Annotated in this window: 22 protein-coding genes; 10 read left to right on the top strand and 12 right to left on the bottom strand. The window is 49.5% G+C overall.

What is annotated here, in order from left to right:
* Nucleotides 1–27: 27 nt before the first annotated feature.
* Nucleotides 28–1,230: a threonine synthase gene (locus tag ACR9Y8_RS00470; protein ID WP_481211252.1), complete on the top strand. Its 1,203-nt coding sequence runs from the start codon at nt 28–30 to the stop codon at nt 1,228–1,230.
* Here ACR9Y8_RS00470 and ACR9Y8_RS00465 read toward each other — a convergent pair.
* Complete coding sequence (locus tag ACR9Y8_RS00465) at nt 1,220–2,485, bottom strand: retropepsin-like aspartic protease family protein (RefSeq protein WP_481211251.1); 1,266 nt, start codon at nt 2,483–2,485, stop codon at nt 1,220–1,222. The two genes, ACR9Y8_RS00470 and ACR9Y8_RS00465, sit on opposite strands and share 11 nt — an antisense overlap.
* A 311-nt stretch (nt 2,486–2,796) precedes the next feature.
* Between ACR9Y8_RS00465 and ACR9Y8_RS00460 the strand changes: the two genes are divergently transcribed.
* Nucleotides 2,797–3,633, top strand: a complete 837-nt coding sequence (locus tag ACR9Y8_RS00460; RefSeq protein WP_481211250.1) for a M57 family metalloprotease — start codon at nt 2,797–2,799, stop codon at nt 3,631–3,633.
* Between the two features lie 3 nt (nt 3,634–3,636).
* Here the strand turns inward: ACR9Y8_RS00460 and ACR9Y8_RS00455 are convergent, their stop codons facing one another.
* From ACR9Y8_RS00455 to ACR9Y8_RS00445, 3 genes are read right to left on the bottom strand one after another with little or no spacing between them, the layout of a single operon-like run.
* Nucleotides 3,637–5,217: an N-acyl-D-amino-acid deacylase family protein gene (locus ACR9Y8_RS00455; protein ID WP_481211249.1), complete on the bottom strand. Its 1,581-nt coding sequence runs from the start codon at nt 5,215–5,217 to the stop codon at nt 3,637–3,639.
* Nucleotides 5,218–5,223: 6 nt separating this feature from the next.
* The gene (locus tag ACR9Y8_RS00450) at nt 5,224–6,420 is read right to left on the bottom strand and encodes a dipeptidase (RefSeq protein ID WP_481211248.1); all 1,197 of its coding nucleotides are present in this window, start codon (nt 6,418–6,420) and stop codon (nt 5,224–5,226) included.
* 29 nt (nt 6,421–6,449) lie between these two features.
* Nucleotides 6,450–7,526: a Gfo/Idh/MocA family protein gene (locus ACR9Y8_RS00445; RefSeq protein ID WP_481211247.1), complete on the bottom strand. Its 1,077-nt coding sequence runs from the start codon at nt 7,524–7,526 to the stop codon at nt 6,450–6,452.
* 160 nt (nt 7,527–7,686) lie between these two features.
* Between ACR9Y8_RS00445 and ACR9Y8_RS00440 the strand changes: the two genes are divergently transcribed.
* Nucleotides 7,687–9,066: an RNA-binding domain-containing protein gene (locus ACR9Y8_RS00440; protein ID WP_481211246.1), complete on the top strand. Its 1,380-nt coding sequence runs from the start codon at nt 7,687–7,689 to the stop codon at nt 9,064–9,066.
* 274 nt (nt 9,067–9,340) lie between these two features.
* Entirely contained in the window at nt 9,341–10,054 is a 714-nt protein-coding gene (locus tag ACR9Y8_RS00435) for a hypothetical protein (RefSeq protein ID WP_481211245.1), read from the top strand.
* Between the two features lie 6 nt (nt 10,055–10,060).
* On the opposite strand, the gene ACR9Y8_RS00430 is transcribed toward ACR9Y8_RS00435, so the two are convergent.
* The 4 genes from ACR9Y8_RS00430 to ACR9Y8_RS00415 all read right to left on the bottom strand — a co-directional run bounded on the left by ACR9Y8_RS00430 (nt 10,061) and on the right by ACR9Y8_RS00415 (nt 13,176).
* Nucleotides 10,061–10,453 carry a cupin domain-containing protein gene (locus tag ACR9Y8_RS00430; RefSeq protein ID WP_481211244.1) on the bottom strand — a complete coding sequence of 131 codons (393 nt, stop codon included), beginning with the start codon at nt 10,451–10,453 and terminating at the stop codon, nt 10,061–10,063.
* A gap of 122 nt (nt 10,454–10,575) precedes the next feature.
* The gene (locus tag ACR9Y8_RS00425; RefSeq protein WP_481211243.1) at nt 10,576–11,241 is read right to left on the bottom strand and encodes a response regulator; all 666 of its coding nucleotides are present in this window, start codon (nt 11,239–11,241) and stop codon (nt 10,576–10,578) included.
* Between the two features lie 10 nt (nt 11,242–11,251).
* Complete coding sequence (locus tag ACR9Y8_RS00420; protein WP_481211242.1) at nt 11,252–12,046, bottom strand: sensor histidine kinase; 795 nt, start codon at nt 12,044–12,046, stop codon at nt 11,252–11,254.
* Between the two features lie 635 nt (nt 12,047–12,681).
* Nucleotides 12,682–13,176: a hypothetical protein gene (locus tag ACR9Y8_RS00415; RefSeq protein WP_481211241.1), complete on the bottom strand. Its 495-nt coding sequence runs from the start codon at nt 13,174–13,176 to the stop codon at nt 12,682–12,684.
* A gap of 338 nt (nt 13,177–13,514) precedes the next feature.
* On the opposite strand from ACR9Y8_RS00415, the gene ACR9Y8_RS00410 reads away from it, so the two are divergent.
* A complete protein-coding gene (locus tag ACR9Y8_RS00410) occupies nt 13,515–13,931 on the top strand; it encodes a hypothetical protein (RefSeq protein WP_481211240.1) in 417 nt (138 codons plus the stop codon).
* A 64-nt stretch (nt 13,932–13,995) separates the two neighbouring features.
* Here ACR9Y8_RS00410 and ACR9Y8_RS00405 read toward each other — a convergent pair whose 3' ends face one another.
* Together ACR9Y8_RS00405 and ACR9Y8_RS00400 are read right to left on the bottom strand one after the other, a co-directional pair.
* A complete protein-coding gene (locus ACR9Y8_RS00405; RefSeq protein ID WP_481211239.1) occupies nt 13,996–14,991 on the bottom strand; it encodes an SMP-30/gluconolactonase/LRE family protein in 996 nt (331 codons plus the stop codon).
* Nucleotides 14,992–15,011: 20 nt separating this feature from the next.
* Complete coding sequence (locus ACR9Y8_RS00400) at nt 15,012–15,239, bottom strand: DUF3820 family protein (protein ID WP_481211238.1); 228 nt, start codon at nt 15,237–15,239, stop codon at nt 15,012–15,014.
* 117 nt (nt 15,240–15,356) lie between these two features.
* On the opposite strand from ACR9Y8_RS00400, the gene ACR9Y8_RS00395 reads away from it, so the two are divergent.
* Nucleotides 15,357–16,739: an aminopeptidase P family protein gene (locus ACR9Y8_RS00395; protein WP_481211237.1), complete on the top strand. Its 1,383-nt coding sequence runs from the start codon at nt 15,357–15,359 to the stop codon at nt 16,737–16,739.
* A gap of 145 nt (nt 16,740–16,884) precedes the next feature.
* Nucleotides 16,885–17,898 (top strand): class 1 isoprenoid biosynthesis enzyme, encoded by a 1,014-nt coding sequence (locus ACR9Y8_RS00390; RefSeq protein WP_481211236.1) that lies wholly within the window; start codon nt 16,885–16,887, stop codon nt 17,896–17,898.
* A 76-nt stretch (nt 17,899–17,974) separates the two neighbouring features.
* Here the strand turns inward: ACR9Y8_RS00390 and ACR9Y8_RS00385 are convergent, their stop codons facing one another.
* The gene (locus tag ACR9Y8_RS00385) at nt 17,975–18,556 is read right to left on the bottom strand and encodes a cysteine hydrolase family protein (protein ID WP_481211235.1); all 582 of its coding nucleotides are present in this window, start codon (nt 18,554–18,556) and stop codon (nt 17,975–17,977) included.
* A gap of 19 nt (nt 18,557–18,575) precedes the next feature.
* Nucleotides 18,576–19,511 (bottom strand): GlxA family transcriptional regulator, encoded by a 936-nt coding sequence (locus tag ACR9Y8_RS00380; protein ID WP_481211234.1) that lies wholly within the window; start codon nt 19,509–19,511, stop codon nt 18,576–18,578.
* 127 nt (nt 19,512–19,638) lie between these two features.
* Here ACR9Y8_RS00380 and ACR9Y8_RS00375 point away from each other — a divergent pair, with 127 nt between their 5' ends.
* From ACR9Y8_RS00375 to ACR9Y8_RS00365, 3 genes are all read left to right on the top strand, one after another.
* On the top strand, nt 19,639–20,712 hold the full coding sequence (locus ACR9Y8_RS00375; RefSeq protein ID WP_481211233.1) for an AI-2E family transporter: 1,074 nt from the start codon (nt 19,639–19,641) through the stop codon (nt 20,710–20,712).
* A gap of 9 nt (nt 20,713–20,721) precedes the next feature.
* Nucleotides 20,722–21,237, top strand: a complete 516-nt coding sequence (locus ACR9Y8_RS00370) for a YdeI/OmpD-associated family protein (protein WP_481211232.1) — start codon at nt 20,722–20,724, stop codon at nt 21,235–21,237.
* Nucleotides 21,238–21,722: 485 nt separating this feature from the next.
* Nucleotides 21,723–24,857 carry a PQQ-dependent sugar dehydrogenase gene (locus ACR9Y8_RS00365; RefSeq protein WP_481211231.1) on the top strand — a complete coding sequence of 1,045 codons (3,135 nt, stop codon included), beginning with the start codon at nt 21,723–21,725 and terminating at the stop codon, nt 24,855–24,857.
* Nucleotides 24,858–24,859 lie beyond the last annotated feature (2 nt).

Raw genomic sequence — 24,859 nt, 5'->3', positions numbered from 1 at the left:
GCAATGTGCCCACTGCAAACTTTGTTTATGAGAACAATTCAAACACTTTCTATGCTGCACGCCCTGCAATGCAGCAACTGCGGCCAACACTATGACCCGTTCCAGTTGTATCAAACCTCTGTGTGCTGCAACGCTCCCCTGGTAGCACAATACGATACGGCAGATATCGTACCGCTCTCCCGCGAAGTGCTGCCTGCTCATTCAGAAAATATGTGGCGTTACCTGGAAATGCTCCCTGTTTTTGACGTAGAGAACATCGTAACACTGGGCGAAGGTATGACGCCGCTGCAAACCCTTCGCAGGATTCCGGGACTGCTGGGATTTGACCGTTTATACTGGAAAGATGAATCCCAGAACCCTACCGGATCATTTAAAGCCAGGGGCCTCAGCGCCGCTATTTCCAAAGCAAAAGAGTTTGGCGTTGAACGATGTATAGTGCCCACCGCCGGCAATGCAGGCGGGGCGATGAGCGCCTATTGCGCGGCTGCCGGCATGAAGGCCATCGTGGTGATGCCCCGGCATACCCCGAAGATCTTCAAGGAAGAGTGCTGGATGTATGGCGCCGAACTGGTGCTGGTAGATGGCCTGATCAACGACTGTGCAGCCGAAGCCGCACGCATCAAACAGGAACGTGATTGTTTCGATATATCCACTTTTAAAGAGCCCTATCGCCTGGAAGGGAAAAAGACCATGGGCTACGAAATAGCTGAACAGCTGGAATGGAACCTGCCGGATGTGATCCTCTATCCTACCGGCGGTGGTACCGGACTGATAGGCCTCTGGAAAGCATTCCAGGAAATGCAGGCGCTGGGATGGATCTCCGGTAAACTACCCCGGATGATCGCGGTACAGGCAGCTAATTGTCAGCCGGTAGTAAGCACCTGGAACGGATGGCAACCCAATTCCAAAAAGTATAACGGCCAGCCTTCCATCGCTAACGGCCTCGCAGTGCCGCGGCCCTTTGCAGAACCCCTGATGATGGATGTATTACATCAGTCCAACGGGCACTGCATCGCCATCAGCGAAGAAGACATTAAAGCCAATATGATCATGCTGGCGCGTAAAGAAGGGATCCTGGCAGCGCCCGAAGGCGCCGCGCTGATCGCCGCCCTGCCACAACTGCTGCAGGAAGGCCAGGTGCACCCGGATGAAAATATCCTGCTGCTGAATACGGGCTCAGGTTATAAATACCTGGAGAACCTGGATATTAACCCGGCTGCTAATCTTTAAAATCAACATACATATACCTGAAATTGATCACCATTTCGCGGAACTGGCGCATCAGGTCCTGTCCGATATTGCCATAATAGTATTCATCATTCTCCGTCACAGTGGCTGTTTTAACCGGCGCATCCTTCAAGTGGAATGTCTTGCCGGCTATCTGCAACACTACTTCCGGTAATTTGTAGCTGCTGATCTTAACGTTGCCGCCTGCGCTGCCAAATTGCTTTTCATGCAGGCTATTGGTAGCGTTTATTTCCTGCTGGTATTTCGTGTAGAAAGGCAGGTTAAGATCAGTGGCTGCAGCGCCGGTATCGAAGGTAAAGGGCAGACTGTCCGCCCGATACTGTGTGTTCACCACCGGCATCAGTTTATCCAGTCCAAAGTTCGCAAAAGCAGCCTGCACCGGTTCATGGGGCACTTCCAGATGTGTGGCGCTGATCCTGATCTCGCCCATCTGCTCTATCACCGGGAAACCAATGATACCCTGGATCTTATAAGGCCCGAAAGTAAGCGCGCTATCAGGAAAGATCATGAAGACGGCGTGCTTTACCAGGATATGATCCCCTATTTTCATCTTTTTCACCACGGCAGTACGGGCTTTAACCCTGATGCCGGTAGCAGCTATCACCTCAAAGTATTTTTCGCCAGGTACCAGGCCGTTACGTTTTGCATTGCTTTCCGTGATCACGGAGATATTCGCGCCTGTATCGAACACAAAATGCTCCGTAGTATCCGTAATGCTGACAGGAATGTTGATCAGTCCTGCCATATCCCGTTTATACGCGATCCTCGTATTTTCAGTAACGCTTAATTGCTGGGGGGCAGCAGCCTGCAGGCTTTCCCATAGGATGGCCTCGTTCCAGATGTCTTCCTGTTCTTCCGGGGAAAGCGCCCCTTTGTAACCGGACAACAAGCTGGTTGAAACGGCATAAGCCTCTTTATAACGATAACTTTTTACCAGGTTATCGATCTTCAGTTTCATCAGGGTGACGAACTGTTTGCGGGCAAGGAAAGCCCGGTACTTTTCCAGCAGCCGGTCAATATGCCGGTTGCTTTCATCGGGGCGGTTAAAGAAATTGCAGGTAAAGCATTGATAGTATAAACGATCCTGTTCTTTCAGACCTGCGGCGTTCCTGATCAGGAAATTCTGCAGGGCGAAGAATTGCCGTTTAGCCAGCAGGCTGTCGGGATGTTCTTTTTCCTGGGCGGAGCAGAAAATAAAGGAACAGGAAAGTAAGGCCAGTAATGCTAAAATTCTCATGTTGGTGCTATTGGTTCAGTACAGAAAAGCTGCAATTTAAGGGCTGCTTAGTTATAGGAAAGTTAAATACGGGCGCCGGAGATTGATTTTTTTAAATAAGCTAAATGTTGTAATATTGGAAAGAGAGTCAACCGAAGCACTAATAGCAAACCAAATCTAAGCCAAAAGCCAAAACGAGCAATACAAGAGAGCATTCAATCATTCACATTTTCATTTAACCTGCATTTCCGCTGGTATCCGGTGATGGAAGGGATATATCCTTTGTTAACGTTGTGATAATTAATAACCATAAATACCAAAATCGACAACACATGAGCAAACAAGTCACTTACCTGCTGGCAGCCTGCCTGAGCGCCGGCGCATTGTTCGTTTCCTGTCAGAAAGAGCAAACATCCACTAGTCAGCAAACAGACCAGAACGGCGTTTCCCAAACTGTGCTGAGCCAGATCAGTGCAAGAGGTTTCAGTACGGCCGGCGTACGTAAAGTAGAAGGCGGCTACCTGGTAGAAGGCGATATCCTGCTGGAAGAACAGGATCTGATGAGCAGTTCCACCACGCCTAACCTGCGTATTGCGGAAACGGAACAGTACCGCACCAACAATCTTGTTAAAAGCCTTCCGCGCACCATCACCGTATTGGTGAGCAACCTGCCCGATGCTTTTGTAAAGGGAACAGATGAAGCCATTGCACGTTACAATGCCCTGAACCTTTCCATTAAGTTCCAGCGCCTCAGTTCGGGCCGCAAAGCAGACATTACCATAGAAGGCTTCTACCAGGCGCCCAGTGGTGGTTTTATCACCCTTGGCTCTTCCGGCTTTCCCACCAAAAGCGGAGACCCTTACCGGAAGGTTTCTATGAACACCCATCCTGATGCCTATGGCAGCAATCCTGATGTGCTCTATGTGGCTTCCGTGATCCAGCATGAAATCGGGCATTGCATCGGCTTCCGTCATACCGACTATATGGACCGTTCCTTCAGCTGCGGCGCTGCCGGTGCAGGCAATGAAGGTGCTGGCAGTATAGGCGCCGTGCATATACCGGGCACGCCTACAGGGCCAGACCAGGCATCCTGGATGCTGGCATGTTCTAATGGCGGGGATAGAACTTTCAATGCGAATGATAAGGTGGCATTGAACTATTTATATTAAGCGCTATTTTTTTGCTGGTCCATACAGGGGTTTGCCACTCCTGACCCCTGTATGCTTTCCGTTCTCCAGTTCCAGTTGCCCGTTCACCAACACATATTCAAAACCCTTTGAGTACTGGTGCGGCACATTAAACGTGGCGTTGTCATTCACGGTCTTTTCATCAAAGATCACGATGTCTGCGGCCATGCCTTCGCGGATAAGGCCACGGTCTTTCAGCTGGAATTTCTGGGCAGCCAGGGAAGTCATACGACGGATCGCTTCTTCAAGGGGGATCAGCTGTTCATCACGTACATATTTACCCAGGATACGGGCATTGGTGCCATAGGCGCGGGGATGGGGCATGCCTTTCCCGGGTGTTGGCACCCCTGCATCTGCTCCTACCATACAGAAGGGATACCTCATGATATAGCGCACATCGTCTTCGTTCATCCCATGATATACCATCTGGGCGCCGCCTTTTTCGATCATGTCCATGATGGTCTCTGCTTCGAATTTTGCTTTGCCTCTGCGGCCCAGTTTACGATTGATCTCCGTAATGCTTTTGCCATTAAAGCTGCTGTCTGCAGCGTAATTGGCCACCACGCAATAGCTGTAATCCTTGTATTTATAGCTATGCAGCTGTTCCAGCATTTCCTTCTTTATCTGTGCGCGGGTGGCCGGATCATGCAGGCGGGCGTTGATGGAATCCTGTCCGCCGGCGAGGGCCCAATCCGGCAGGCGAACGCCTAAGTTGGTGCTGCTCGCAGTGTAAGGGTACTGATCTATAGTCACATCCCAGCCTTCTTTACGGGCTGCTTTCACCAATCCGAGTATCACGTCAGATTTACCCCAGTTGGCCTTTCCGCTGATCTTAAAATGCGAGATCTCCACCGGTATATGGGCTTCTTTCCCGATCTGGATAGCTTCATTTACCGCCTCTACGGCTTTGCTTTCCTCGTTACGGATATGCGAGGCATATACGCCGTTGTATAGCGCAGCTTTCTTAGCGAGGCCTACTACTTCTTCCGTATTGGCAAAAGTGCCGGGAATGTAGATCAAACCGGTGGAGAGGCCAACGGCGCCGTCTTTCATCGCCTTTTCCACCAGGCCCTCCATTTGCTGCTGCTCTTGCGGACTGGCTTTCCGGTTAGCAGTCCCCATGACTATCCGCCGTGCGGTGTTATGGCCATAGAGGGAAGCGATATTAATGCCTGACTGCAGGCTGTCTACCCGGCGGAAGAAAATGCCCAGATCATCGTAAGAACCGCCGCAGTTACCGGTAACAATGGTGGTCACCCCGTCATAGATATAATTATCGGCAGTAGGGCGGTCAAAGATGCCGCTTTCCACGTGCCCATGTACATCGATAAAGCCTGGCGCTACGATCAGTCCTTTTGCATCAATGGACCGGCTTGCCGTGTATCCTTCCAGTTGTTTACCTACGGCCAGGATACGGCCGTCTTTCACTGCCACATCGCCATAGAACCAGGAATTACCTGTGCCGTCAATAATACGGCCGTTGCGAATCATGATATCACATTGCTGCTGTGCATAGCCGCTAACGCTGACAAGCAGCAGGACGATGCCGGTGAACCATCTGAACATAGGTGTTTATTTTTTGCTGTTAGCCTTAAATACGCGGATGAAATTCCCGCCCAATATCTTACGCACATCTTTCTTTGAATACCCTCGTTCGAGCAGCGCTTTGGTAAGCAGTGGATAATCTGCTACGCCATTGAGCTCGCGGGGTGGTGATTCGATGCCGTCAAAATCAGATCCCAGTCCAACGTGGTTAATACCGATAAGACGCACGATATAGTCGATATGATCGATGAGCAGGCTCATTGGCGCCCTCATTTGCTGTACTTCTTCCGGGTACTTGCTATAAAGTGTATCCTGGATCTCGTAGAATCTTTTACCGGCTTTTTTGAGCGCATCCACTTCCTCACGATGGTTTTCAGTAAACCGTTGTTGCTGTTTGCGATACGTGCTGTCCAGGAAACCCGAATAGAAATTGACGTGTATCACGCCACCGTTCTTTCCAACAGCTTTAATCTGCTCATCTTTCAGGTTACGGAACACGGGGCAGAGGGCATACACGCAGCTATGGGATACGATCACCGGCTTGGTGCTGGTATGGATAGCATCCCAGAAGGTCTGCTCTCCCACATGCGAAAGGTCTACCATCATGCCCAGCTGGTTCATGCGCTGTACCACCTGCCTGCCAAAAGCATTCAGCCCTTTCTGCGGGGCTCGTACACTGTCCTGGCTCTCATCTTTCGCGGAGCTGGCCCAGGAAGTGGAATTATTCCAGGTCAGGGTGAGATAACGCGCACCGCGGTGGTACAGGCTATCCAGGTATGACAGTTTATCTTCTATCATGTGCCCTCCTTCCACGCCGATCATGGCGGCCATCTTCTTTTGCCGCAGGGCCTTTTTCAGCTCAGCAGGCGTACGTACCACGGCCATCTTATCCGGGTTGCGGGCAGCGATGGCGTAGAGGGAATCTATCTCGATGTTAGCGAATGCAAAGGCGGTATCCTTACCGAAACGCTCATCGCAGAAGATGGAAAAGATCTGCACATCCACGCCTCCCTGCCGGAAGCGGGGCAGGTCTGAATGCGTTTTACCATCCAGGTGCTGCGAGATGTCCATGCCTTTCATGGTAGCGGAAGACAGCACGTCATTGTGCGTGTCTACCAGTATGGCTTTGGCATGTATCTTTTCCCAGGATTGCGCGTAGGTCGATGCTGACAGTAACAGGCCGCAGCCACAAAGGGCGAGGCATTTGTGGAGGGTATTCATCATAAGGTTAAATAAATAAAAAAAACGCAGAATCACAAGAGGATGCGTTTTCCTTCTTTGGCAGACCTGCGGGCGGCTTCCAGGATCCTTACCACAATGAGATTGTTCTCCAGTGAGGAAAGGTCATTGCCGGGCTTATAACCACCTTTCAGCACCGCTTCGAGGTAAGTAAGGTTGTCGCGGTACTGCGCCGGTTTGATCGTTACCGGGTAGCTGCTGTCTTTCTTCCTGCCCTGCAGGTTGTCTGGGTTCAGGGCATGCAGGTAACCTGTTTTGCCGAATACTTCCAGGTCTTTGATGCTGTAGGGCCAGTTCCAGGAAGCTTCGATGATACCGGTGGCATCAGGATATTCCAGCAGTATGGTGGCGTCGTCGTCTACTTTGGGATATACCTCAGGTTTAATCTGGTGGGTAACGGCCATCACCGCAACAGGCGCTTTACTATTCATGAGCCAGGTCATGAGGTTAGCGCCGTAGCAGCCGAAGTCCATCAGTGCGCCGGCGCCGTTCTTCACCGGGTCTGTCAGCCATTTCAGAAAGTCGGGGCTGCAGCCTATTTCTTTCGGGCCTTCATGACCGTCGTGAACGATCATTTTGCGGATGGCACCTATCTCCTGCTGCCCTACCAGGTCGAATACCTGCTGGTTACTGTTGTACCAGGTGGTTTCATAGTTGGTCAGCACAGGGATGTGGTACCGGGCTGCCAGTGCTGCAATGCGGTTGGCGTCTTTCACGGTGGTGGCCAGCGGCTTTTCTACCATTACAGGAATGCCTTTAGGCGCGCAGGCTTCTACCACGGCCAGGTGATCAGCAATAGCATTAAAGGCCAGTACAGCGTCGGGCTTTATGTGGCTGAGCATCGTGGGCACATCTTTGTAGAAGATATTGTCCGGCAGCTGGTAGCGCTTTTGCAGGCGCTGGATCAGCTGCTGATCCGGTTCTGCGATACCGAGGATCTTAACGTCGCCTTTCTTCCAGCGGGACAGGATCGTATGTACGTGGTCGTGGTTCATACCAGCCAGGGCTACCTGTAAAGTGGTTTGCTGTGCACTGGCGGCAAAGTGGAATAATAACAGGAGTAGAAATGGAAATAAAAGATGACGTTTCATTGCATGGTAGTTTGTGATCTGTTAAAATAGAAAAAAGAATGAGGATGAGGGAAAAAATTGTATAAAAGGGTGGATTAACAGTGGATTAACCTGAAATAGCCTTTGAAATGATGAATATTGCCCGATTCATCATTTTTCCATCACATTGTTAGTTAGCATTATGACGTCAAAGGAATTGAAATCGCTAATAGCGCAGGGGGAAGGATATAACCTGGAATTTAAAAAATCTATCCCGTCCAGGGCTAGTGATCTGGCTGAAGAAATCTGTGCCTTTACAAACGCAGCGGGAGGCACCTTATTGATTGGCGTGGACGATAAGGGGAAGATTGCCGGCATTTCAATGAGTAATACCGAAAGGTCAAGACTGCAGCAGGTATTTAACTGTATTGAGCCACGCATTGAGGTCAGCATAAGCGAGATGACCATTGAAGCCAAAACAGTACTATGCATCGAGTGCAAATCCGGTAAAGAAAAGCCTTATACGGTGTCCGGAAGTATTATTATCCGCAACGGTCCCAATTCTGAAAAAATCACTTCTGTGCAGCGAATGCGGGATTTCTTTCAGCATTCTGACAGGATCTTTTTTGATGAAGCGCCTTGTAAGAAATTCAGGTATCCTGAAGATTTCGATAACGAGGCGTTCAGGTACTTTTTGGATGCCTCTGGTATACAACATACGCTACCACAACAGGTTCTCCTGGACAACTTACAATTGTCCGCCGGAAAAGGACAACTTAAAAACGGAGCGGCTTTACTTTTTGCAAAAGACCCTCAAAAATTTTACGAACAGGCCATTACGCGTTGTCTTGTGTTCAAGGGAACAAATAAGACCTATATCCTTGATGATAAGGTCCTCACCGGCAATCTTATTCAGCAATATACCAACGCATTAGCCTATCTGCAACAAAAACTGAACCTTAACTATATTATCGAAGGAAGCGGCCCACGCCGTGAGGTGCTTGAAATTCCGGAAGAGGCTTTCAGAGAAGGATTAATCAACGCACTTTGCCATAGAGATTACTATGAAAAGGGAGCCGTCACACATGTTGAGATCTTTGATGACCGGGTAGAGATTTCGAACCCAGGCGGACTGGTAAATAGTATTGCGAGAGAAGATTTCGGTAAGAAAAGTTTTTCAAGGAACCCTTTGATTTTCGGACTTCTTCAACGAATGGATTTTGTGGAAAAAGTTGGATCGGGGATCACCCGCATAAGAGACGAGATGCAGAAGGCCGGTTTACCTGCACCAGTGTTTAGCCTTGAAGGTATATTCACAGCGAAGTTTTTCCGGCCGGTAAATTTTGAGCAATTTATGGAAACCTACTGGGTCTCCTTTATTAATAGCATGCAATGTAGCATTCTTAGAGAGATACAGCGGAATAACAACATTTCTAAAAGAGAGCTAAGTGAGAGTATCAAGTTAAGTAAAACGGGTGTTGACAATCATATTGCCCGGTTGAAGGAGCTTGGTATACTGGAAAGAGAAGGCAGCGACAGGGCTGGCTGCTGGAAGATTATTTACAAAGAAGTGGGTAGATAGTGGGTAGATAGGTGGGTAGAAAAAACATCATCATACAAACTGAAAATGAATAACATACATATATTTTAGAAAAGGCGGGGTGGGTAGATAAATCAGGAATTAACGAGCCACATTTTTTTCGTATATTTGGTTACCCCAAAACGGCATTAATTGAATGCTATCCTCCCCGTTTAAACAGGTCATCTCAAAACAGTAATGCAGTAAAGGCTTTTACCGTTATGTGTTATCCAACACAGGCGTGATGTTTTATTACCTACACATTAAACCTGTTGATATGAAAAAGTTGTTTATTGCACTGTTCTTGTTTCCTTTACTGGGCCATGGCCAGGAGAGCGTTATCGAAATAGATCGCTTTCTTCCCAAAGCAGACAAGGTAATGGATTTTGAAAAAGCGCTGACTGCGCATGTACAGAAATATCATACCGGGCAGTATAAGGCCCTGATCTACTTCACAGAAACAGGCCCCAACTCGGGCAGCTATTCAATGGTAATGGGGCCAAAGACCTGGGCAGAATGGGATGGGCTGAATATGGGCGAAGAGCATGAAGCTGATTTTACACAAACGGTGCTGCCGCTGGTAGACAACTACCTGGGTAGTTACTATATGGTGCAGCAACCCGACTTAAGCTCTGCCAAACCAGGCGAATTTGCTGATAAAGTATCCATCACCCATGTATACTTCAAGCCGGGCTGGGATGAAGCCTACGCCGAACTGCTGAAGAAGGCAAAGAAAGTATGGGAACAGGATGGCGAAATGGTATCCGTAAGCCGGAGCAATTTCTCCGGTCAGCCGCAGTTCCAGGTGGCTTACCGGCATAAAGAAGGCTTAAAGGAAAAGGCTCCCGATTTCAGGAAGCCTTTCAAGGAGCGATTTATTGCTATGTACTCAGAAAATGAATATAACGATGCGATCAAGGTTATACGCGATGCCGTAGAACGTACCTCGGGGGAAATCGTGACCTTGCGCAAAGACCTGAGCAGCCAGTGAAGGCGCTTATTTGACAACCGTTACCAGCGGCTTCCCCTTTTCAACAATATAGGTAGCGAGCTCGCTACCTACGCCATTGCCAACATTCCTGGCGGTGTGAGGTATTCCTGCCGGAACAAACAGCACATCGCCTGCCTTGAGCGTTACAGGAGGCTTGCCTTCCAGCTGGTACTCCAGGGTACCTTCGAGCACATAGATGATCTCTTCACCGGGATGTGTATGCTTAACGGCTGTCACGCCGGGGTCGATATCAACGCGTACCTGTAATGCTTCACGGCCGGCAACGCTAAGGTCATGCTGCTGAAGGTCGGTGCGGTGAACGCCTTTCTGTTGTGCCTGTACGCTGAATGATGCTGCTATGGCGAATGCTGCTGCGAGGATAATTTTCTTCATGTTCATGGTTTGCATTTTTTAGTGTTTTCGGATTGATGATGTAAAGGTAGGATGGAGCCAGGCCGGCGTAAAGCAAGAAGGAGTGGGATGGACGAAGTTGGGGCTGAAGTGGACATTTCAGGCTCTGTTCAGATGTTACCGTCTATATTAACGATCCTGTTCCTGATGGCGTAGATCACCAGCCCGACTCTTGACTTGATGTCCAGCTTTTCGAACAAGGCATCCCGGTAGCCGTCTATGGTACGCGGGCTGAGGAACATTTTCTCGGCAATTTCTTTATAGCTTAGTTCCGTGCAGGCATATTTCAGGAACTCGATCTCCCGTTCACTCAGCTGCAACGCCTTACTAGTGCCGGCATCATCGCCCATTTTGCTGATAGTATGCATCAGGTGGCCGGTGACCAGCTCTGAATAATAGAAGCCTTTTTCCTGCAGGGAATGCAGGGCCGCCTTCAGTTCGGACGGTTCTGCATCCTTCAGCACATATCCTCCTGCGCCGTTCTTGATCATCCGGATAATGGCCGTTTCGTTGTCGTACATGCTTAAGGCCAGTATCCTTATGTCCGGGTGATGCGCTTTGAGCCAAAGGGCCGTTTCAAAACCGTCTTTGTAAGGCATGTTAATATCGAGCAGAATGATGTCCGGCAGGGAGGCGCGATTGAGCTGTTTGATCAGCTCCTCCCCATTATCGGCCTGGAAGATAACAGTGTAGCCGTCAAATGAATTGATAAGGCTGGCCAGGCCGTTCCTGATCAGTACATGGTCATCCACTAATGCAATTTTACACGGTTGCATATATGTCATATTACAGAGGTAATTCAATGTTGGCTACTGTTCCTTTATCCCGCTCACTGTTCAAGACGATACGGCCTCCGATCAGCTCCATCCTATTATGCATATTCCGTATTCCCAGGCCTTTTTCTTTTACTTCGGACTGATAGATGCGGGGCAGGTCAAAGCCTTTTCCGTTATCCTGCACGGTCATGAGCAGCTTGTCCGGTTCAAATTGCATAGTAATGTGAACACGGGAAGCCTCCGCGTGTTTTACAATATTATTAAGTAGCTCTTGCACAATGCGGAATAGCACCAGTTCCTTTTGCGGCGGGAATTTGACAACCGTTCCGCTAACGGAGAGGTTTGTTACAAAAGCGCCGGTTTTCTTTAATAATAATAATTGTTGATCCAGGGCGGCTGCCAAACCGACATCATTGATAAAATCGGTATTGAGCGATTTGGACAGGTCGCGCAGCTCCTGTATCACTTTTGTGAGAATGTTCCTGGATGCTAATAGTTTTTCATTGGCTTGTGCAGGTTCCGCTATATCGATGGTGTTGATGTTGAGCTTTACGAAACTTAGGGACTGACCGATATTATCGTGGATCTCTTGGCTGATGTTACGAAACGTTTGTTCCTGGATTTCGAGCTGGGTAAGAAGAATGGTTTGCTGAAAGTCGTTTTGCATACGCAGTTTTTCTTCAATGAATTTTTTCTTACGGTGGTTGATGTAGGCCACCAGGATGAAAATGAAGAAGCCGGCAAGCAGAAAGACGATGATGGTAATTACCACAGCGGTAACTATCTGGTAGTTCTGTTCCTGCATATAAAAGCAATTATTAGACTACTGTACAGCAAGACGTTTAAGACTCCAACTATGTAACTATATATCCTGATATGGGTCTGGTCATTAAATTCCCTTACAGAAGATAGGAAAAGGTAAAGAACGATCGCCCCTAGCGAATAAAAAAGTACGCCATTGGCGAGCCAAAAATATTCATAATAGAAAAGGTCCCGGTATTCTTCTTCCAATAATTCCGAATAAAAGAAATAACAGGACAGTCCTGCCAAGAGAATATCTCCAAGCACTTTTGTATAGCTGTTGAAAACCCGGAATCCCTCAAAAAAACATATATTCAGTGCTGCAAGTAATATAAAGGCAGCGATAGCCCAATTGAGAAGCATTACTTTACTCCGAAGTGGTTCGGCTTTAGAGAAGATGTATAGAAAGAAGGGAGTGTTTATGACATAGAACATGTTATAAATCCAGTCGTTGGGTTGCATTAAGACAGGGCCCCAGTACCAGCCCACCGTTTCAGTAAGAAGAATAATAAATAGAAAGGGTGTAAACGATCGCCAGGCCTTTGTTCTCTTATTAAGCAAGAGCAGGGCCGCTATAAACGCGGATAGCTCGGCAAGATAAGAGATATTGAAAAGCGTGGCGATCATCGGGTAAGATAATTATGGATAGAGGTGCCCAGCGTCATAAGCGTTGCCTTTTGCAGCAGCCTCAAACTCATTTGGTTTTTGGGGATCCGGATGCCGATAGAGATTTTTTTCATCTTTAAAGTAATCTATCGCTACTAATGGAATAGTGGGATCTGTCTGCGTTTTCTTTTCTACCAGTATTGGAAGTACACAAAAACTACGCCTTAAGGCTTCTCCATGTTCCGGATCCTTCATTTTCATGAAATAAAACCCGAGCATCCAATCAAATCCATCTGGAGGCTTACCGTCGCCACTCTTAGAAAGGTTTTTTATTACCGCTGGCATCTTTTTGTCTAAATAGTCCCTAATTTTTGCAGGATTATACCAAGCAATTAAGGCAGTTACGGGCGGTTGGCCATCCCTAAAGGCCTCTACATTAGCTATTGCCTCCTTTTCACTCAACATGCGATCAAAAAGTATTCCCAAGGGCTGACCTTGAGGTTCAAGAGAGTTTTCTTTTTCTTCCATAAAATTAATTTTTAGGGGTTACGAAAAATCTTCCGCATCTCTTATGGGAAAAACCTAGTGCAGTTCATTCTCTAAAATGGCAATTTCAACCGTTAAAACACCTTTTTTGCCGGTGTTTCTTACTAAAGCATAAAATCTAAGGAATCCTCTCTAATGGCATTGTCCCGGGTATGCATTCCTACTAGCGCCAGGCTCATTGTCCAGCGGTTAAATCACTCCTTTTAAAAGGGTCTTTTGCTCATGTTCCAGCTTTTGGGGTGTCTCTATCTTTACATCAGGTTACATAAAAATAACCTTTTTCCAGAAACAAATTATCAACCATTTAAAATTTACCCCTTATGAAAAAGTTATTAGTACTGATAGGCGTCCTGTTGCCTGTTCTTAGCTTTGCCCAAAGCATTACCACCAAGGAAAACCTGGTAAGCTATTATGAAGATCTAGGGTATAGCGTATATGACGACTATGATTTCACCATGCGTGAAGGCGAGGAAAAGGAACTTGACGGTTACTTTTCCAGCGGAGTGGATTATGTTGTATTACTGGTCCCAACAGAAGCAGGGGTTCAGGACAGCGATATCAAAATAGAATATCCCAGCAGTGGCAATATATTTAAACAGGCTAACAGTGAATACAGATGGGAAAAAATATTGTTCCGCCTCGCCTATGACAGGACATTAAAGGTAAAAGTAAAATGCTACGAAGCAGACTATGCCTATTATGACTATGACTTCAGCCTGGTAATAATGGGACGTTGATCTGTTAACCCAAGCAGCCAATTCCTGAAGTTCCCTGCCCTGCGGGGAACTTCCTCCCCTCTTCTTATCTCATCTTCACCCTCAGCACATACCTGTCCGCCGTAATATACAGCACCTTATCATCCTCCGCCAGTGCACAATTAGACATCGCTACCGGCCCTTTTATCTTACCCAGCAGCTGTCCGAACTTATTAAAGATCCATACACCGCCGGGACCGGTAGCAAAGATATTTCCCTGCCGGTCTATCTTCATACCATCCGGCAGGCCTGTCTGCGTTTTGGCTTCCTCCGTTACATCACGCAGTATGCGTGGATTTGTGAGCACATCATTCGGCCCGATATCGAACATATACCACACTGCTTTCTGCGGATCTGAATTAGCCACGATCAATGTCTTTTCATCCGGTGTGAACACAATGCCATTGGGCCGGGTAATGGTATCTGTCAGCAAGGTCACTGCTCCATTGCTGCTTACCTTGAACACGCCATGAAAAGACAGTTCCCTGGCAGGATCGTTCTCCCGTTGCTCCATGCCATAAGGAGGATCAGTAAAGAAGTAATCACCGTTGCTGCGCATGACAACGTCATTCGGACTGTTGAACTTCTTACCCTGGTAATTATCAGCAATAGATCTGAATACAGACGCAGGATGATCCAATGCGGTATCCATCACGGCCAGGCGGCGGTCGCCATGCTGGCAGAGCACCAGCTTGCCTTCCTTATTAAGCAGCAAAGCATTGGAGCCCAGCTCCCCACCGCGCGGTGTAGCGCCCGTGTAGCCGGAAGGTTTAAGATAGGTTTCCAGTCCCTTATCCTGGGTCCATTTATACACCGTGTTCTTCGGAATGTCTGAAAAAAGCAGCATCTGCCGCTCAGGTATCCAAAGCGGCCCTTCTGACCAGTCGAACCCATCTGCAATGATCTCTACCCGGGCGTCAGCATTCATGATCGCCTCCAGGCCCTGGTCTGTCTTTTCGATAGTGCCAATTGTTTGCATATTACCGGCTTTACAAGCGGAGAGAAATAAAATAACATGGAAGATAAAATGTTTCCTGTTCATGCAGGTATGATTATTACTGGTTATCTTTTTTTCAGGGGCTCCAGCAGCTGCATCAAACCGTTTATCCGGATCACATACATCGTTTCCAGCAGCATACCCAGTTTACCCTCCGGAAAGCCTTTGCGCTGAAACCATTCCAGGTACGACACCGGCAGATCACAGAGCAGCGTATCTTTATATTTACCAAAGGGCATCTTCATAGTCACCAGCTGCTTCAGCGCTTCCGGGTTAGGTTGTGCAAGTTCCATAAGGGACAAATATAACTCATTGTCGCCCAATTATCATTAACAAATGTATAACAACTACCCCGAAGATGCCACGTATGATCTCCCGGATTTTTATTAGTTTCACACGATTATACGATTATGTTTAAGCAGGAAATTTACTCAGCCAGAAGGCGCCAACTAAAGGCCACTGTAAAGCAGGGCCTTATTTTATTGCTGGGCAATGAAGAGAGCAGCATGAACTATACCGATAACCTGTACCATTTCAGGCAGGACAGTTCATTTCTTTATTTCATTGGTATTGATCAGCCTTCCCTGGCTGCTGTAATAGATATCGACAATGACCGGGAGATCCTGTTCGGCGATGAGCTGACCATGGACCAGATTATCTGGACCGGCCCTAAAACAACGATCCTTGACCAGGGTACTAAAGCAGGCGTCAGCGATGTACGTCCCTATGCTGCCCTGGCCACCGTGCTAAAAGCAGCCCAGGGCTCCGGGCAAACCATACATTTCCTGCCACCTTACCGCGCAGATAATGCACAAAAGCTCGTTGAGTGGCTGAGCATACCTTATGCTTCCCTCAAAGCGCAGGCATCTCTTCCGCTGATCAAGGCCGTGATCGCGCAACGCGCCATCAAATCGCCTGAGGAGATCGTGGAGATAGAGAAAGCCATCGGCATTACTGTAGACATGCAGCTGGAAGCCATCCGCAACGCACATGAAGGAATGACAGAAACACAGGTCGCCGGCCGCATACACGGTCTTGCCCTCAGCGCAGGTGGCAATCTTGCCTTTCCTATTATCCTCACGGTAAACGGACAGATCCTGCATAATCACTACCAGCAAACCGTATTACAGGACGGACAAATGGTACTATGCGATTGCGGCGCGGAAACGCCCATGCACTACGCCGGCGATCTTACCCGCACCTTTCCCGTTAACGGCGCCTTTACAGCCCGCCAGCGCGCGGTATATGATATCGTAGCAGCCGCACAACAGGCAGCTATCGACGCGCTTCGCCCCGGCATCCTGTTCAGAGACGTGCACCTGCTGGCCTGTGAAAAGCTGGCCGAAGGCCTGCGCGACCTCGGCCTGATGCGCGGAGACGTAAAAGAAGCCGTTGCACAGGGCGCACATACGCTGTTCTTCCAATGTGGCCTGGGCCACATGATGGGACTGGACGTGCACGATATGGAAGACCTGGGAGAACAATATGTAGGCTATACGGAAGACCTGAAAAAGAGCACAGAATTCGGACTGAAATCCCTGCGCCTCGGCCGTGCACTGGAACCAGGGTTTGTATTGACCGTAGAACCCGGACTATACTTCATCCCTGAACTGATCGACGCATGGACCGCCACTAAAAAACACAGCGAATTTATCAACTACGACGAGGTACAGGCCTATAAAGATTTCGGCGGCATCCGCATAGAAGAAGATTTCCTGATCACGGAAGATAGCAGCCGTTTGCTGGGTAAGCCTTTATATAAGACAGCATCGGCGATAGAAGCGTTAAAATAGTTTGAGGTTTGAAGTTTGAAGTTCGTTAAATGTTAGAAGTCCGGAACAATTATGCCAGCCAGGCATACTTTTTCTGAACTTCAAACCGCTAACCTCAAACTTCAAACTTTTTTTCTATCTTTCCCTGTGATTGCACCTACAAACAATGCCGAGAAAAAACAAAGTGGGTCTCCTCAAGACCATCCGTTGCCTGGGCATCCTGCGCTGGCAACTGAAAAAACAAAGATTATATATTAAGCAGCATTTGCCACCCTTACTGGATTCCCTGGCCGCCGGCGGCGGCGGACAATTCAGTGCCGGCACCATAAAAAGGTTCACCAAATACTGGGAGCTCTCCCTCCACGTGATCTGTAATAGCCTGTATAAATTAAGCGGAAAGCAACTGAACGATGCCGAACAGCACCGTATACTACTACTCAGCATCTTCGGCCCGCTATATGACGACCTCTTTGATGATAAGATCCTGAGCCATGAACAGATCGCGGCATTTACACTGGAACCGCATCAACATACACCCGCCGGTTTCGAAGAGTATGTACTGAAGAAAATATACCTGCAGCTGCTGGAACTATCGCCCGACAGTAAAAAGGTAACGGAACACCTGTACCAGGTGTTCCTGTGGCAGAAGGAGTCGCTAAAACAAATGTCGCCTGACGTCAGCCAGGAAGAACTGTATGAGATCACTTATAAAAAAAGCTACTATTCCATCCTCTTATTCTATTCCATACTTGACCACTACCCTAACGATGCCGTGCTGGAAATGACCTACCCGATGGCCGGGCTGCTGCAGCTCACCAACGACGCTTTTGACGTGTATAAGGACGTGCACAGCGGCATCTATACCATTCCCAACCTATACCGCAATTTTGACCATCTACAACAGCATTTCATGAACGAAGTGGCGCTGTTTAACCAACGGCTCATGCAACTGCCTTTTGTGCAGCACGCCAAGGATTACTACAGCATTACCATTCATGCCTTACATGCCATGGGCTGGATCGCCATGGAGCAATTGAAGGAAACTACCCGCGATGTGAACAGTGTGGAGGAACTGGCTACATTAAGCCGCCAGGCATTAGTATGCGATATGGATCATTTCAGCCAGCAAGTGAGGTGGATCAGGCAGGTAAGGTACCTCGTGAATCACGGTTCTAATTAATAATTAAGAATTAGGAATGAATAATCTTAGAACAGGTATGCTCGCCGGATACTTGTACGGCAACATTATTCATTATTCATTGTTCATTATTAATTAAACGAAGCGCCTCATCAGTGGTCAGCACCGTTGCAAATTCATCCTGTAAAGTGGCCAGCGACAACTGGTGCACGGTTTCCGCATCGAAACGCTGACCATTCACACCGTGCTTGGCGAAAGCAGCCGTTGCATCAGATATGATATACGTATGATAACCCAGGTTACCGGCCATGCGCGTAGTGGTAGACACGCAATGCTCTGTGCTGAAGCCGATCACCACCACCGTATCAATCCCTTTTTCATCCAGTTGCTCCTGCAGGTTCGTACCGATGAAGGAGCTGTTCACATGCCGCACCAGCACCGGCTCACCAGGCAGTGGCGCTACTTCATCCCTGAAAGAAAAACCGGGACCATCAGGCCGTAAGGGCGATTGGGCATTGAGGGCGCTGTACTGGATGTGAAAGAGCGGCAGGCCCTGTTTGCGCCAATGCTCCAGCAGGCGTTGGGCATTTTGCTCTGCCTGGGGATTGTTGCGCTCTCCCCCGTAATAGTCTATATTGTCGAAGCCTTTTTGAATGTCGACAAGGATCAGCGCCGGACGGCCCTGTAATACATTTTCCATGTGATTTATGATTTAATGTTCAGAATGCATGTGCTTTGCGGATGCGTTGCAGCTGCCGCACGTTCTCAAAGCCACATTGGGCGGCAATAGCGTCCATAGTGATACCGGGCGTATGCTGCAGGGTGCGGGCCCGTTCCACCCGTAGTAAGGTAACGTATTCGTGAATGCTGATACCTGTCTGCTGGCGAAAGGTACGCGTCAGGTTGCGGCTGCTCATATTCACCACCTCGGCCATCTGCTCAATAGTACTTTTAGCAGAAAGGTTTTCTATCAGCCAGTCCTGCAGACGGTGAATACCCTGGTGCAAATGATTCCGGTAATTGAGATAAACGCTTTCCTGCGTATGCTGCCCGCTTCTCCGGAAATATACTACCAGCTCACGCGCCACCTTATGCACAAACAGGGCATCGTGGTTCTCTTCCAGTATGAACAAGGCCAGGTCTATTCCTGCGCTGATACCTGCACTGGTATAAATAATACCATCTTTTACAAACAGCTGATCATCGAGCACCTGCGCATGCCTGAATTCTTTTTTGAACAGCTTCAGCATACTCCAGTGCGTAGTGCACTGGCGGCCCTCCAGCAAACCAGCGCGGCCCAGCACAAAAGAGCCGATACACACCGAGCAGATGTTGACGCCATTGTCATGCTGCTTGCGCAGCCAGGCATAGAACGCATCCCATTCCGGCTGAAAGCTGGTGTCCGCCAGCAGCTGCTTATTATAGCCGGGGATGAAGATATAATCACCGGCCTGTAGCTGCATGTCCTGGTAATGGTCCAGCCGGGCAAAATGCAGGCCGGAAGAATCGTCTATCTCCGGTTTAAAGGCACAATAGCGCAGGCTGTAATATCCGCTCAGGCGGGCCGCTTCGAAGAAGGTCTGAATGGGGCCCGACAGATCGAGCATATGAACGCCCGGTGGAACGAAGAATGCTATTTGCCTGTGTTGCGCCATAATTTGCTTGTTGTACAACAAAGATAGGCAGGGCAGGCCGCTTTGGAAAGGACAATTGGGCGACATTTTGGGCCATCGCCCCTATTTCGCTATATTTAGCAAGGAGAATGATCTAAATCATTACTGTATGCAAAGATCCCAACTACGTTCGTCCCGCAGCATCATAGAAACCATCCTTGTGTTATTATTGTTGCTTGCCCTCCTGGCCGCCCTGTATGATGTGCTGAAAGTATTCTTTGGCGTGTTCACCTTTGCCCTGATATTTTATGTATCTATGCAGCGGCCTTATGAACTGTTGGTGCGTTTGCTTCGACAAAGGCGGAAACTGGCCGCCGTTGTCTATTCCATTGTAACCATCCTGATAGTTGCGCTGCCCTTCATTTACGTAGTAGGCGCCCTGGGCAGGCATGTAAGGAACCTGCTGCAGATAGTAGACGATGTGCGCACGCATGGACTGCCCAACCTACCTGATAATATTGCTGCCATACCTTATATAGGCCAACCTATCGCTGACTTCTGGAAACAACTGCAGGAAAATCCCCGCGAGACGTTAGCCGACTACCAGCACCAGATGCGGATCGTGATGCATCATGTCCTTGCCGGTGGCGCAGGCATACTGAGCGCCGCCCTGCAGGTGATCCTCGGCATTATCATTTCTGCTATTATGCTGGTAGGAGGCGATAAAGTACTGCAACCGCTGCGATCTATCCTGCAACACCTCCTGGGAAGAAGAGAGGGCTTAAGCCTGATGATCGCAACCGGACATGCCATACAGGGTGTGTCCATCGGGGTAATGGGCACGGCATTCATCGCTACGGCGATCTCCTGGATAGGTTTTGCTATTGCCGGCCTGCATTTTAAAGTATTGCTGGCTGCGCTGGTATTCTTTTTTGTGCTGATCCAGGTAGGCCCTTTGATCGTCTGGGTGCCGCTGGTGATCTGGGCTGCCGTACAGGGATACACCGGCACGGCCATATTCCTGGGCATTTACGGCGGCGCAGTGCTGATAGCAGATGCTATATTAAAGCCCGTTCTCATTGCCAGGAGCGGCGGTAAATTGCCCTTCCTGGTGTTGTTTTTTGGCGTAATAGGTGGACTGGCGGCCTGGGGCTTTACCGGCATGTTCAAAGGCGCCATTATACTGGCGGTATTTTATACCGTACTGACTTCCTGGTTGGAAACAAAACAAAATACCTATTAACTTTATCGCATGGTAAAGTTTACCACCACCATATTACAGTTTGCCGAACAAGGCGAGAAAACAGGCTGGACCTACATCGAGATCCCGGTAGATATTGCGCAACAGCTTAAACCAGGCACCAAACAGTCTTTCCGTGTAAAGGGCAAACTGGACCGCCATCCCGTAAAAGGCATCTCCCTGCTGCCAATGGGCGGCGGCAATTTCATCATGACGCTGAATGCGGAGCTGCGCAAAGCCATCGGCAAACGCCGCGGCGCACTACTGCAGGTGCAGCTGATGGCGGATGATAACCCCGCTCCTGTCACCTGCCCTGAATTAATGGAATGCCTGGTAGATGATCCTGAGGCGTTGAATTTTTTCAATGCGCTTGCAAAGAGTCACCGTAACTACTTTATGACCTGGATCAACAGCGCCAAAACACAGCCTACAAAAGACAAACGTATAGCCGAAGCAGTAGTAGCACTGGGCAAGAAACAAGGCTTCTCGGAAATGTTAAGGGCCAGGAAGGACAATAAACCTTATTAAAAAAATAAGCCAGCCTCCCTTCGTTGGTCTTCATCGCCGTCATTGCGAGTAGCAGGTTGGAAGCATGCATGAATGACCGTCATTGCGAGGAGCAGCGGAGCTAAGGGGGACGGGCGACGAAGCAACCTTTTAAGCACAATCAAGAAAATTACACCCTAAGTCTTGGCAATTTGCAAACGATTGCATATTTTCGTATTGTACTGCCCTGGTAAACACCTGTAGCGCCCGAATGAATGACTGATACAGCAGCTAAAACCGAAACCATCAATTGAGAGCCTTTACCTACAGTATATCCCGTACAACACCGCTTTTGTGTAGTATTAACGCCATACTTGGATTTTAAATCGTACCGTAAAACACAGCATTTATAATGAAAAACCTTGCAGCCCACGTCACTGCGCGCGTATATAACGCTCATGTTTATACGTAAGCACGGTATTACATACCGCTGACCCAACAATCTGTTCACTTATAAATCTTCCCTCATGAAAACCTTTACCTTCCATGCAGGGCAGGCATTACTATTGCTATGCCTGTACTTGCTGTTACCCTTCACACAGGCACGGGCCCAAACACTGCCCGCCAATTTTCAGCGGGTGCTGGTCACCTCCGGCTTCAACGGCCCTGCCTGTATGGCTTTCCTTCCAGATGGCCGCATACTGGTTGGCCAGCAGAACGGCCAGCTGCGCGTAGTAAAGAACGGCAGCCTGCTCTCCACACCTGCCATTTCACTGCCTGTCAGCTCCAGCGGCGAAAGAGGATTGATCGGCATTGCCGTTGACCCCGGCTTTCCCACCAACAATTACATCTATGTGTACTACACACATAGCAGCGGCCCGCACAACCGGGTAAGCCGTTTCACCATGAGCGGCGACCTGGCCACCAGTGAGCTGGCCATCCTGGATCTGCCCACACTGGGCGATATCTACCACAACGGCGGTGGCCTCTCCTTCGGATCAGACGGTAAACTGTTTGTATCCACCGGCGACAACAAGGTAGGCGCCAATTCACAGAACCTGGATCATTACCTGGGCAAGATCTTACGCATTAATACGGACGGCAGCGTGCCCGCAGGCAATCCTTTTACCGGAGGCGCACAACGCAGCCGCGTATGGGCCTATGGTTTACGCAACCCCTTCACTAATGCCGTAGACCCGGTCAGCGGCCGCTTCTTCATCAATGAAGTGGGCGAAAACACCTGGGAAGAGATCAACGACGCCACCAGCGGCGGCCGCAACTTCGGATGGCCTAACGCTGAAGGCAACTGTACCAGCGGCTGCAGCGGCTATACCAACCCGCTGTATACTTACAGCATTAACCGCGCAGGCAGTCCGCCCGACGGGCAAGGATGCGCCATCAACGGCGGCACCTTCTTCAATGGCGCTATCAGCAACTATCCCGCAGTGTATAACGGTAAATACTTTTTCCTGGATTATTGCGGGGGATGGATCAATTACATCAACCCCAGCTCACCTACCCGTACCGCATTCGCTACCGGGCTGGGAAGCGGCTCCGTGTACATCAAACAAGGGATCGATGGTAACCTGTATTTCCTGAACAGGAACAACAACTCCCTGTACCGCATCATTTACACCGGCACACAGGCGCCTGCCATCACCACACAGCCGCAAAACATCAGCGTACCGCAGGGTCAGACCGCTACCTTCAGCGTGACCGCTACCGGCAACCCTACACCCGCTTATCAGTGGAGAAAAGGCGGCACTAATATCCAGGGCGCTACTGCAGCCAGCTACAGCATTCCTAATGTACAAGCTTCTCATGCCGGACAATACAGCGTGGTAGTCAGCAACAGCGCAGGCTCCGTTACCAGCAGCAATGCTACCCTTACCGTAACGGCGCCCAATGCATTGCCCGTAGCTACGATCACCAGTCCGGCCAATGGCGCTTCCTTCCGCGCCGGGAGCACGATCAGCTTCTCCGGCACCGGCGCCGATGCGGAAGATGGCGCCTTACCCGCTAACGCATACGAATGGTGGGTAGATCTGCACCATGCCAATCACGTGCATCCCGGCCCCGCTATCACAGACGGTGTTACCAGCGGCACTTTCGCTGTTGGCGCAGAAGGCCATACGGAAACAGATATCTGGTACCGTCTCTACCTGGCCGTAACAGATTCCCGCGGAGCATCTGATACCAGCTACGTAGAGCTGTTCCCGGTGGTATCCAACCTCAGCCTGCAAACAGTGCCCGCAGGCTTACAGGTACGCTTAAACGATATTCCCTTCACCACCCCCTACTCCACTCCTTCTGTTTCGGGCATGGTACGGCCTATCAGCGCCGTTTCACCGCAAACACTGAATGGCGTGACCTATGTATTTGATCATTGGGCGCACGGCGGAGCAGCAACACAGAACATCACCATTACTGACCGTGATACCGTCTTTACTGCACACTATCGCGTAGCGCCTGCTGCAGTGGCCATTGCCCCCATACAGGACGCCTATGTGAGAGATGGTACCAATGCCGCTATCACACACGGCACTACCGATTCTGCTTTCCTGATCACCAAACTGGCGCTCAGCGGGCAGCTGAATAATAACCGCGAAGCGTACCTCACATTTGATCTGACACCCTACAGCGGCTTATCCTCCGTGGTATTACGCGCCTGGGGCGGCATAGAGACCACCGAGATCCCCGGCACGCCGGTAGCCGTATTCCCGGTGGCCAATACCAGTTGGACAGAGAACACGCTTACCTGGAACAATAAACCGGCCGCAGGCGCCAGCGCATTGGCACAGGTAACAGTAGCCAGCGGCGGCAATGTGTACTACAGCTGGGATGTGACCAACTACGTGAAGAGCGAACTGGCAGCCGGCAGAAAACGCATCTCCCTCGCCATTAAAAACCTGGCACAAACAGATCAGCGCGTCTTCTGGAACTCCAGCGAGGCCGCTGCTAACCGTCCGGAGCTGGCTATCATCGCCGACACCATCAGTACGCCCTGCGATCCCGTGATCGCCAGTACACACGATGGCAACATACCTGCAAACGTATTGGACAACAACCTGAACACCCGCTGGTCTGCTAATGGCGACGGCCAATGGATCCAGTTCTGCCTGGGCAGCGCCGCCACCATCAGCGCGGTCGACATTGCCTTCTACCAGGGCAATACCCGCACCAGCCGCTTTGACATCCAGGTCAGCAACGATGCCAACAGCTGGACCAACGTAGCCACCAACCTGCAAAGCAGCGGCACTTCACTGAACATGGAACGCTTTTCATTTACCGCCAGAACAGGCAAGTATGTACGCATTGTAGGTCACGGTAACTCCATCAATACCTGGAACAGCTATACAGAAGTGAAGATCATCACCGGTACCGCCGCCATCGTAAAAACCGCGCAGCCACTCACACTGAAAGCATCTCCCAATCCTTTCGGAGATCAGCTGCAGGTATCCTATACGCTGAAGGAATCCGGTTATACTACCCTGTGGCTGTATGATCTGACAGGAAGGCCCGTCAGCATGCTGCTGAGCGCACGCTCATCCGCCGGCGCTTACAACAGGAGCTTCCCGGTAGGCAAGCTGCAGCCGGGCATGTATTTACTGAAACTATCACACAATGGAAAAACGATCACCGAAAAATTGATTAAACACTAAAC

The organism is Chitinophaga sp. SVR4-12A (assembly GCF_056754765.1).
The sequence above is the reverse complement of the archived record's forward strand: the minus strand, read 5'-3'. Positions and strand labels throughout refer to the sequence as shown.

Coding starts and splice junctions, on each gene's coding strand:
- ACR9Y8_RS00370 (WP_481211232.1), top strand. CDS start 20,722: ATGGTAAAGTTTACCACCACCATATTACAGTTTGCCGAACAAGGCGAG.
- ACR9Y8_RS00430 (WP_481211244.1), bottom strand. CDS start 10,453: ATGAACATGAAGAAAATTATCCTCGCAGCAGCATTCGCCATAGCAGCA.
- ACR9Y8_RS00445 (WP_481211247.1), bottom strand. CDS start 7,526: ATGAAACGTCATCTTTTATTTCCATTTCTACTCCTGTTATTATTCCAC.
- ACR9Y8_RS00435 (WP_481211245.1), top strand. CDS start 9,341: ATGAAAAAGTTGTTTATTGCACTGTTCTTGTTTCCTTTACTGGGCCAT.
- ACR9Y8_RS00380 (WP_481211234.1), bottom strand. CDS start 19,511: ATGGCGCAACACAGGCAAATAGCATTCTTCGTTCCACCGGGCGTTCAT.
- ACR9Y8_RS00465 (WP_481211251.1), bottom strand. CDS start 2,485: ATGAGAATTTTAGCATTACTGGCCTTACTTTCCTGTTCCTTTATTTTC.
- ACR9Y8_RS00455 (WP_481211249.1), bottom strand. CDS start 5,217: ATGTTCAGATGGTTCACCGGCATCGTCCTGCTGCTTGTCAGCGTTAGC.
- ACR9Y8_RS00450 (WP_481211248.1), bottom strand. CDS start 6,420: ATGATGAATACCCTCCACAAATGCCTCGCCCTTTGTGGCTGCGGCCTG.
- ACR9Y8_RS00400 (WP_481211238.1), bottom strand. CDS start 15,239: ATGGAACTTGCACAACCTAACCCGGAAGCGCTGAAGCAGCTGGTGACT.
- ACR9Y8_RS00420 (WP_481211242.1), bottom strand. CDS start 12,046: ATGCAGGAACAGAACTACCAGATAGTTACCGCTGTGGTAATTACCATC.
- ACR9Y8_RS00390 (WP_481211236.1), top strand. CDS start 16,885: ATGCCGAGAAAAAACAAAGTGGGTCTCCTCAAGACCATCCGTTGCCTG.
- ACR9Y8_RS00375 (WP_481211233.1), top strand. CDS start 19,639: ATGCAAAGATCCCAACTACGTTCGTCCCGCAGCATCATAGAAACCATC.
- ACR9Y8_RS00460 (WP_481211250.1), top strand. CDS start 2,797: ATGAGCAAACAAGTCACTTACCTGCTGGCAGCCTGCCTGAGCGCCGGC.
- ACR9Y8_RS00470 (WP_481211252.1), top strand. CDS start 28: ATGAGAACAATTCAAACACTTTCTATGCTGCACGCCCTGCAATGCAGC.
- ACR9Y8_RS00440 (WP_481211246.1), top strand. CDS start 7,687: ATGACGTCAAAGGAATTGAAATCGCTAATAGCGCAGGGGGAAGGATAT.
- ACR9Y8_RS00415 (WP_481211241.1), bottom strand. CDS start 13,176: ATGGAAGAAAAAGAAAACTCTCTTGAACCTCAAGGTCAGCCCTTGGGA.
- ACR9Y8_RS00405 (WP_481211239.1), bottom strand. CDS start 14,991: ATGAACAGGAAACATTTTATCTTCCATGTTATTTTATTTCTCTCCGCT.
- ACR9Y8_RS00365 (WP_481211231.1), top strand. CDS start 21,723: ATGAAAACCTTTACCTTCCATGCAGGGCAGGCATTACTATTGCTATGC.
- ACR9Y8_RS00395 (WP_481211237.1), top strand. CDS start 15,357: ATGTTTAAGCAGGAAATTTACTCAGCCAGAAGGCGCCAACTAAAGGCC.
- ACR9Y8_RS00425 (WP_481211243.1), bottom strand. CDS start 11,241: ATGCAACCGTGTAAAATTGCATTAGTGGATGACCATGTACTGATCAGG.
- ACR9Y8_RS00385 (WP_481211235.1), bottom strand. CDS start 18,556: ATGGAAAATGTATTACAGGGCCGTCCGGCGCTGATCCTTGTCGACATT.
- ACR9Y8_RS00410 (WP_481211240.1), top strand. CDS start 13,515: ATGAAAAAGTTATTAGTACTGATAGGCGTCCTGTTGCCTGTTCTTAGC.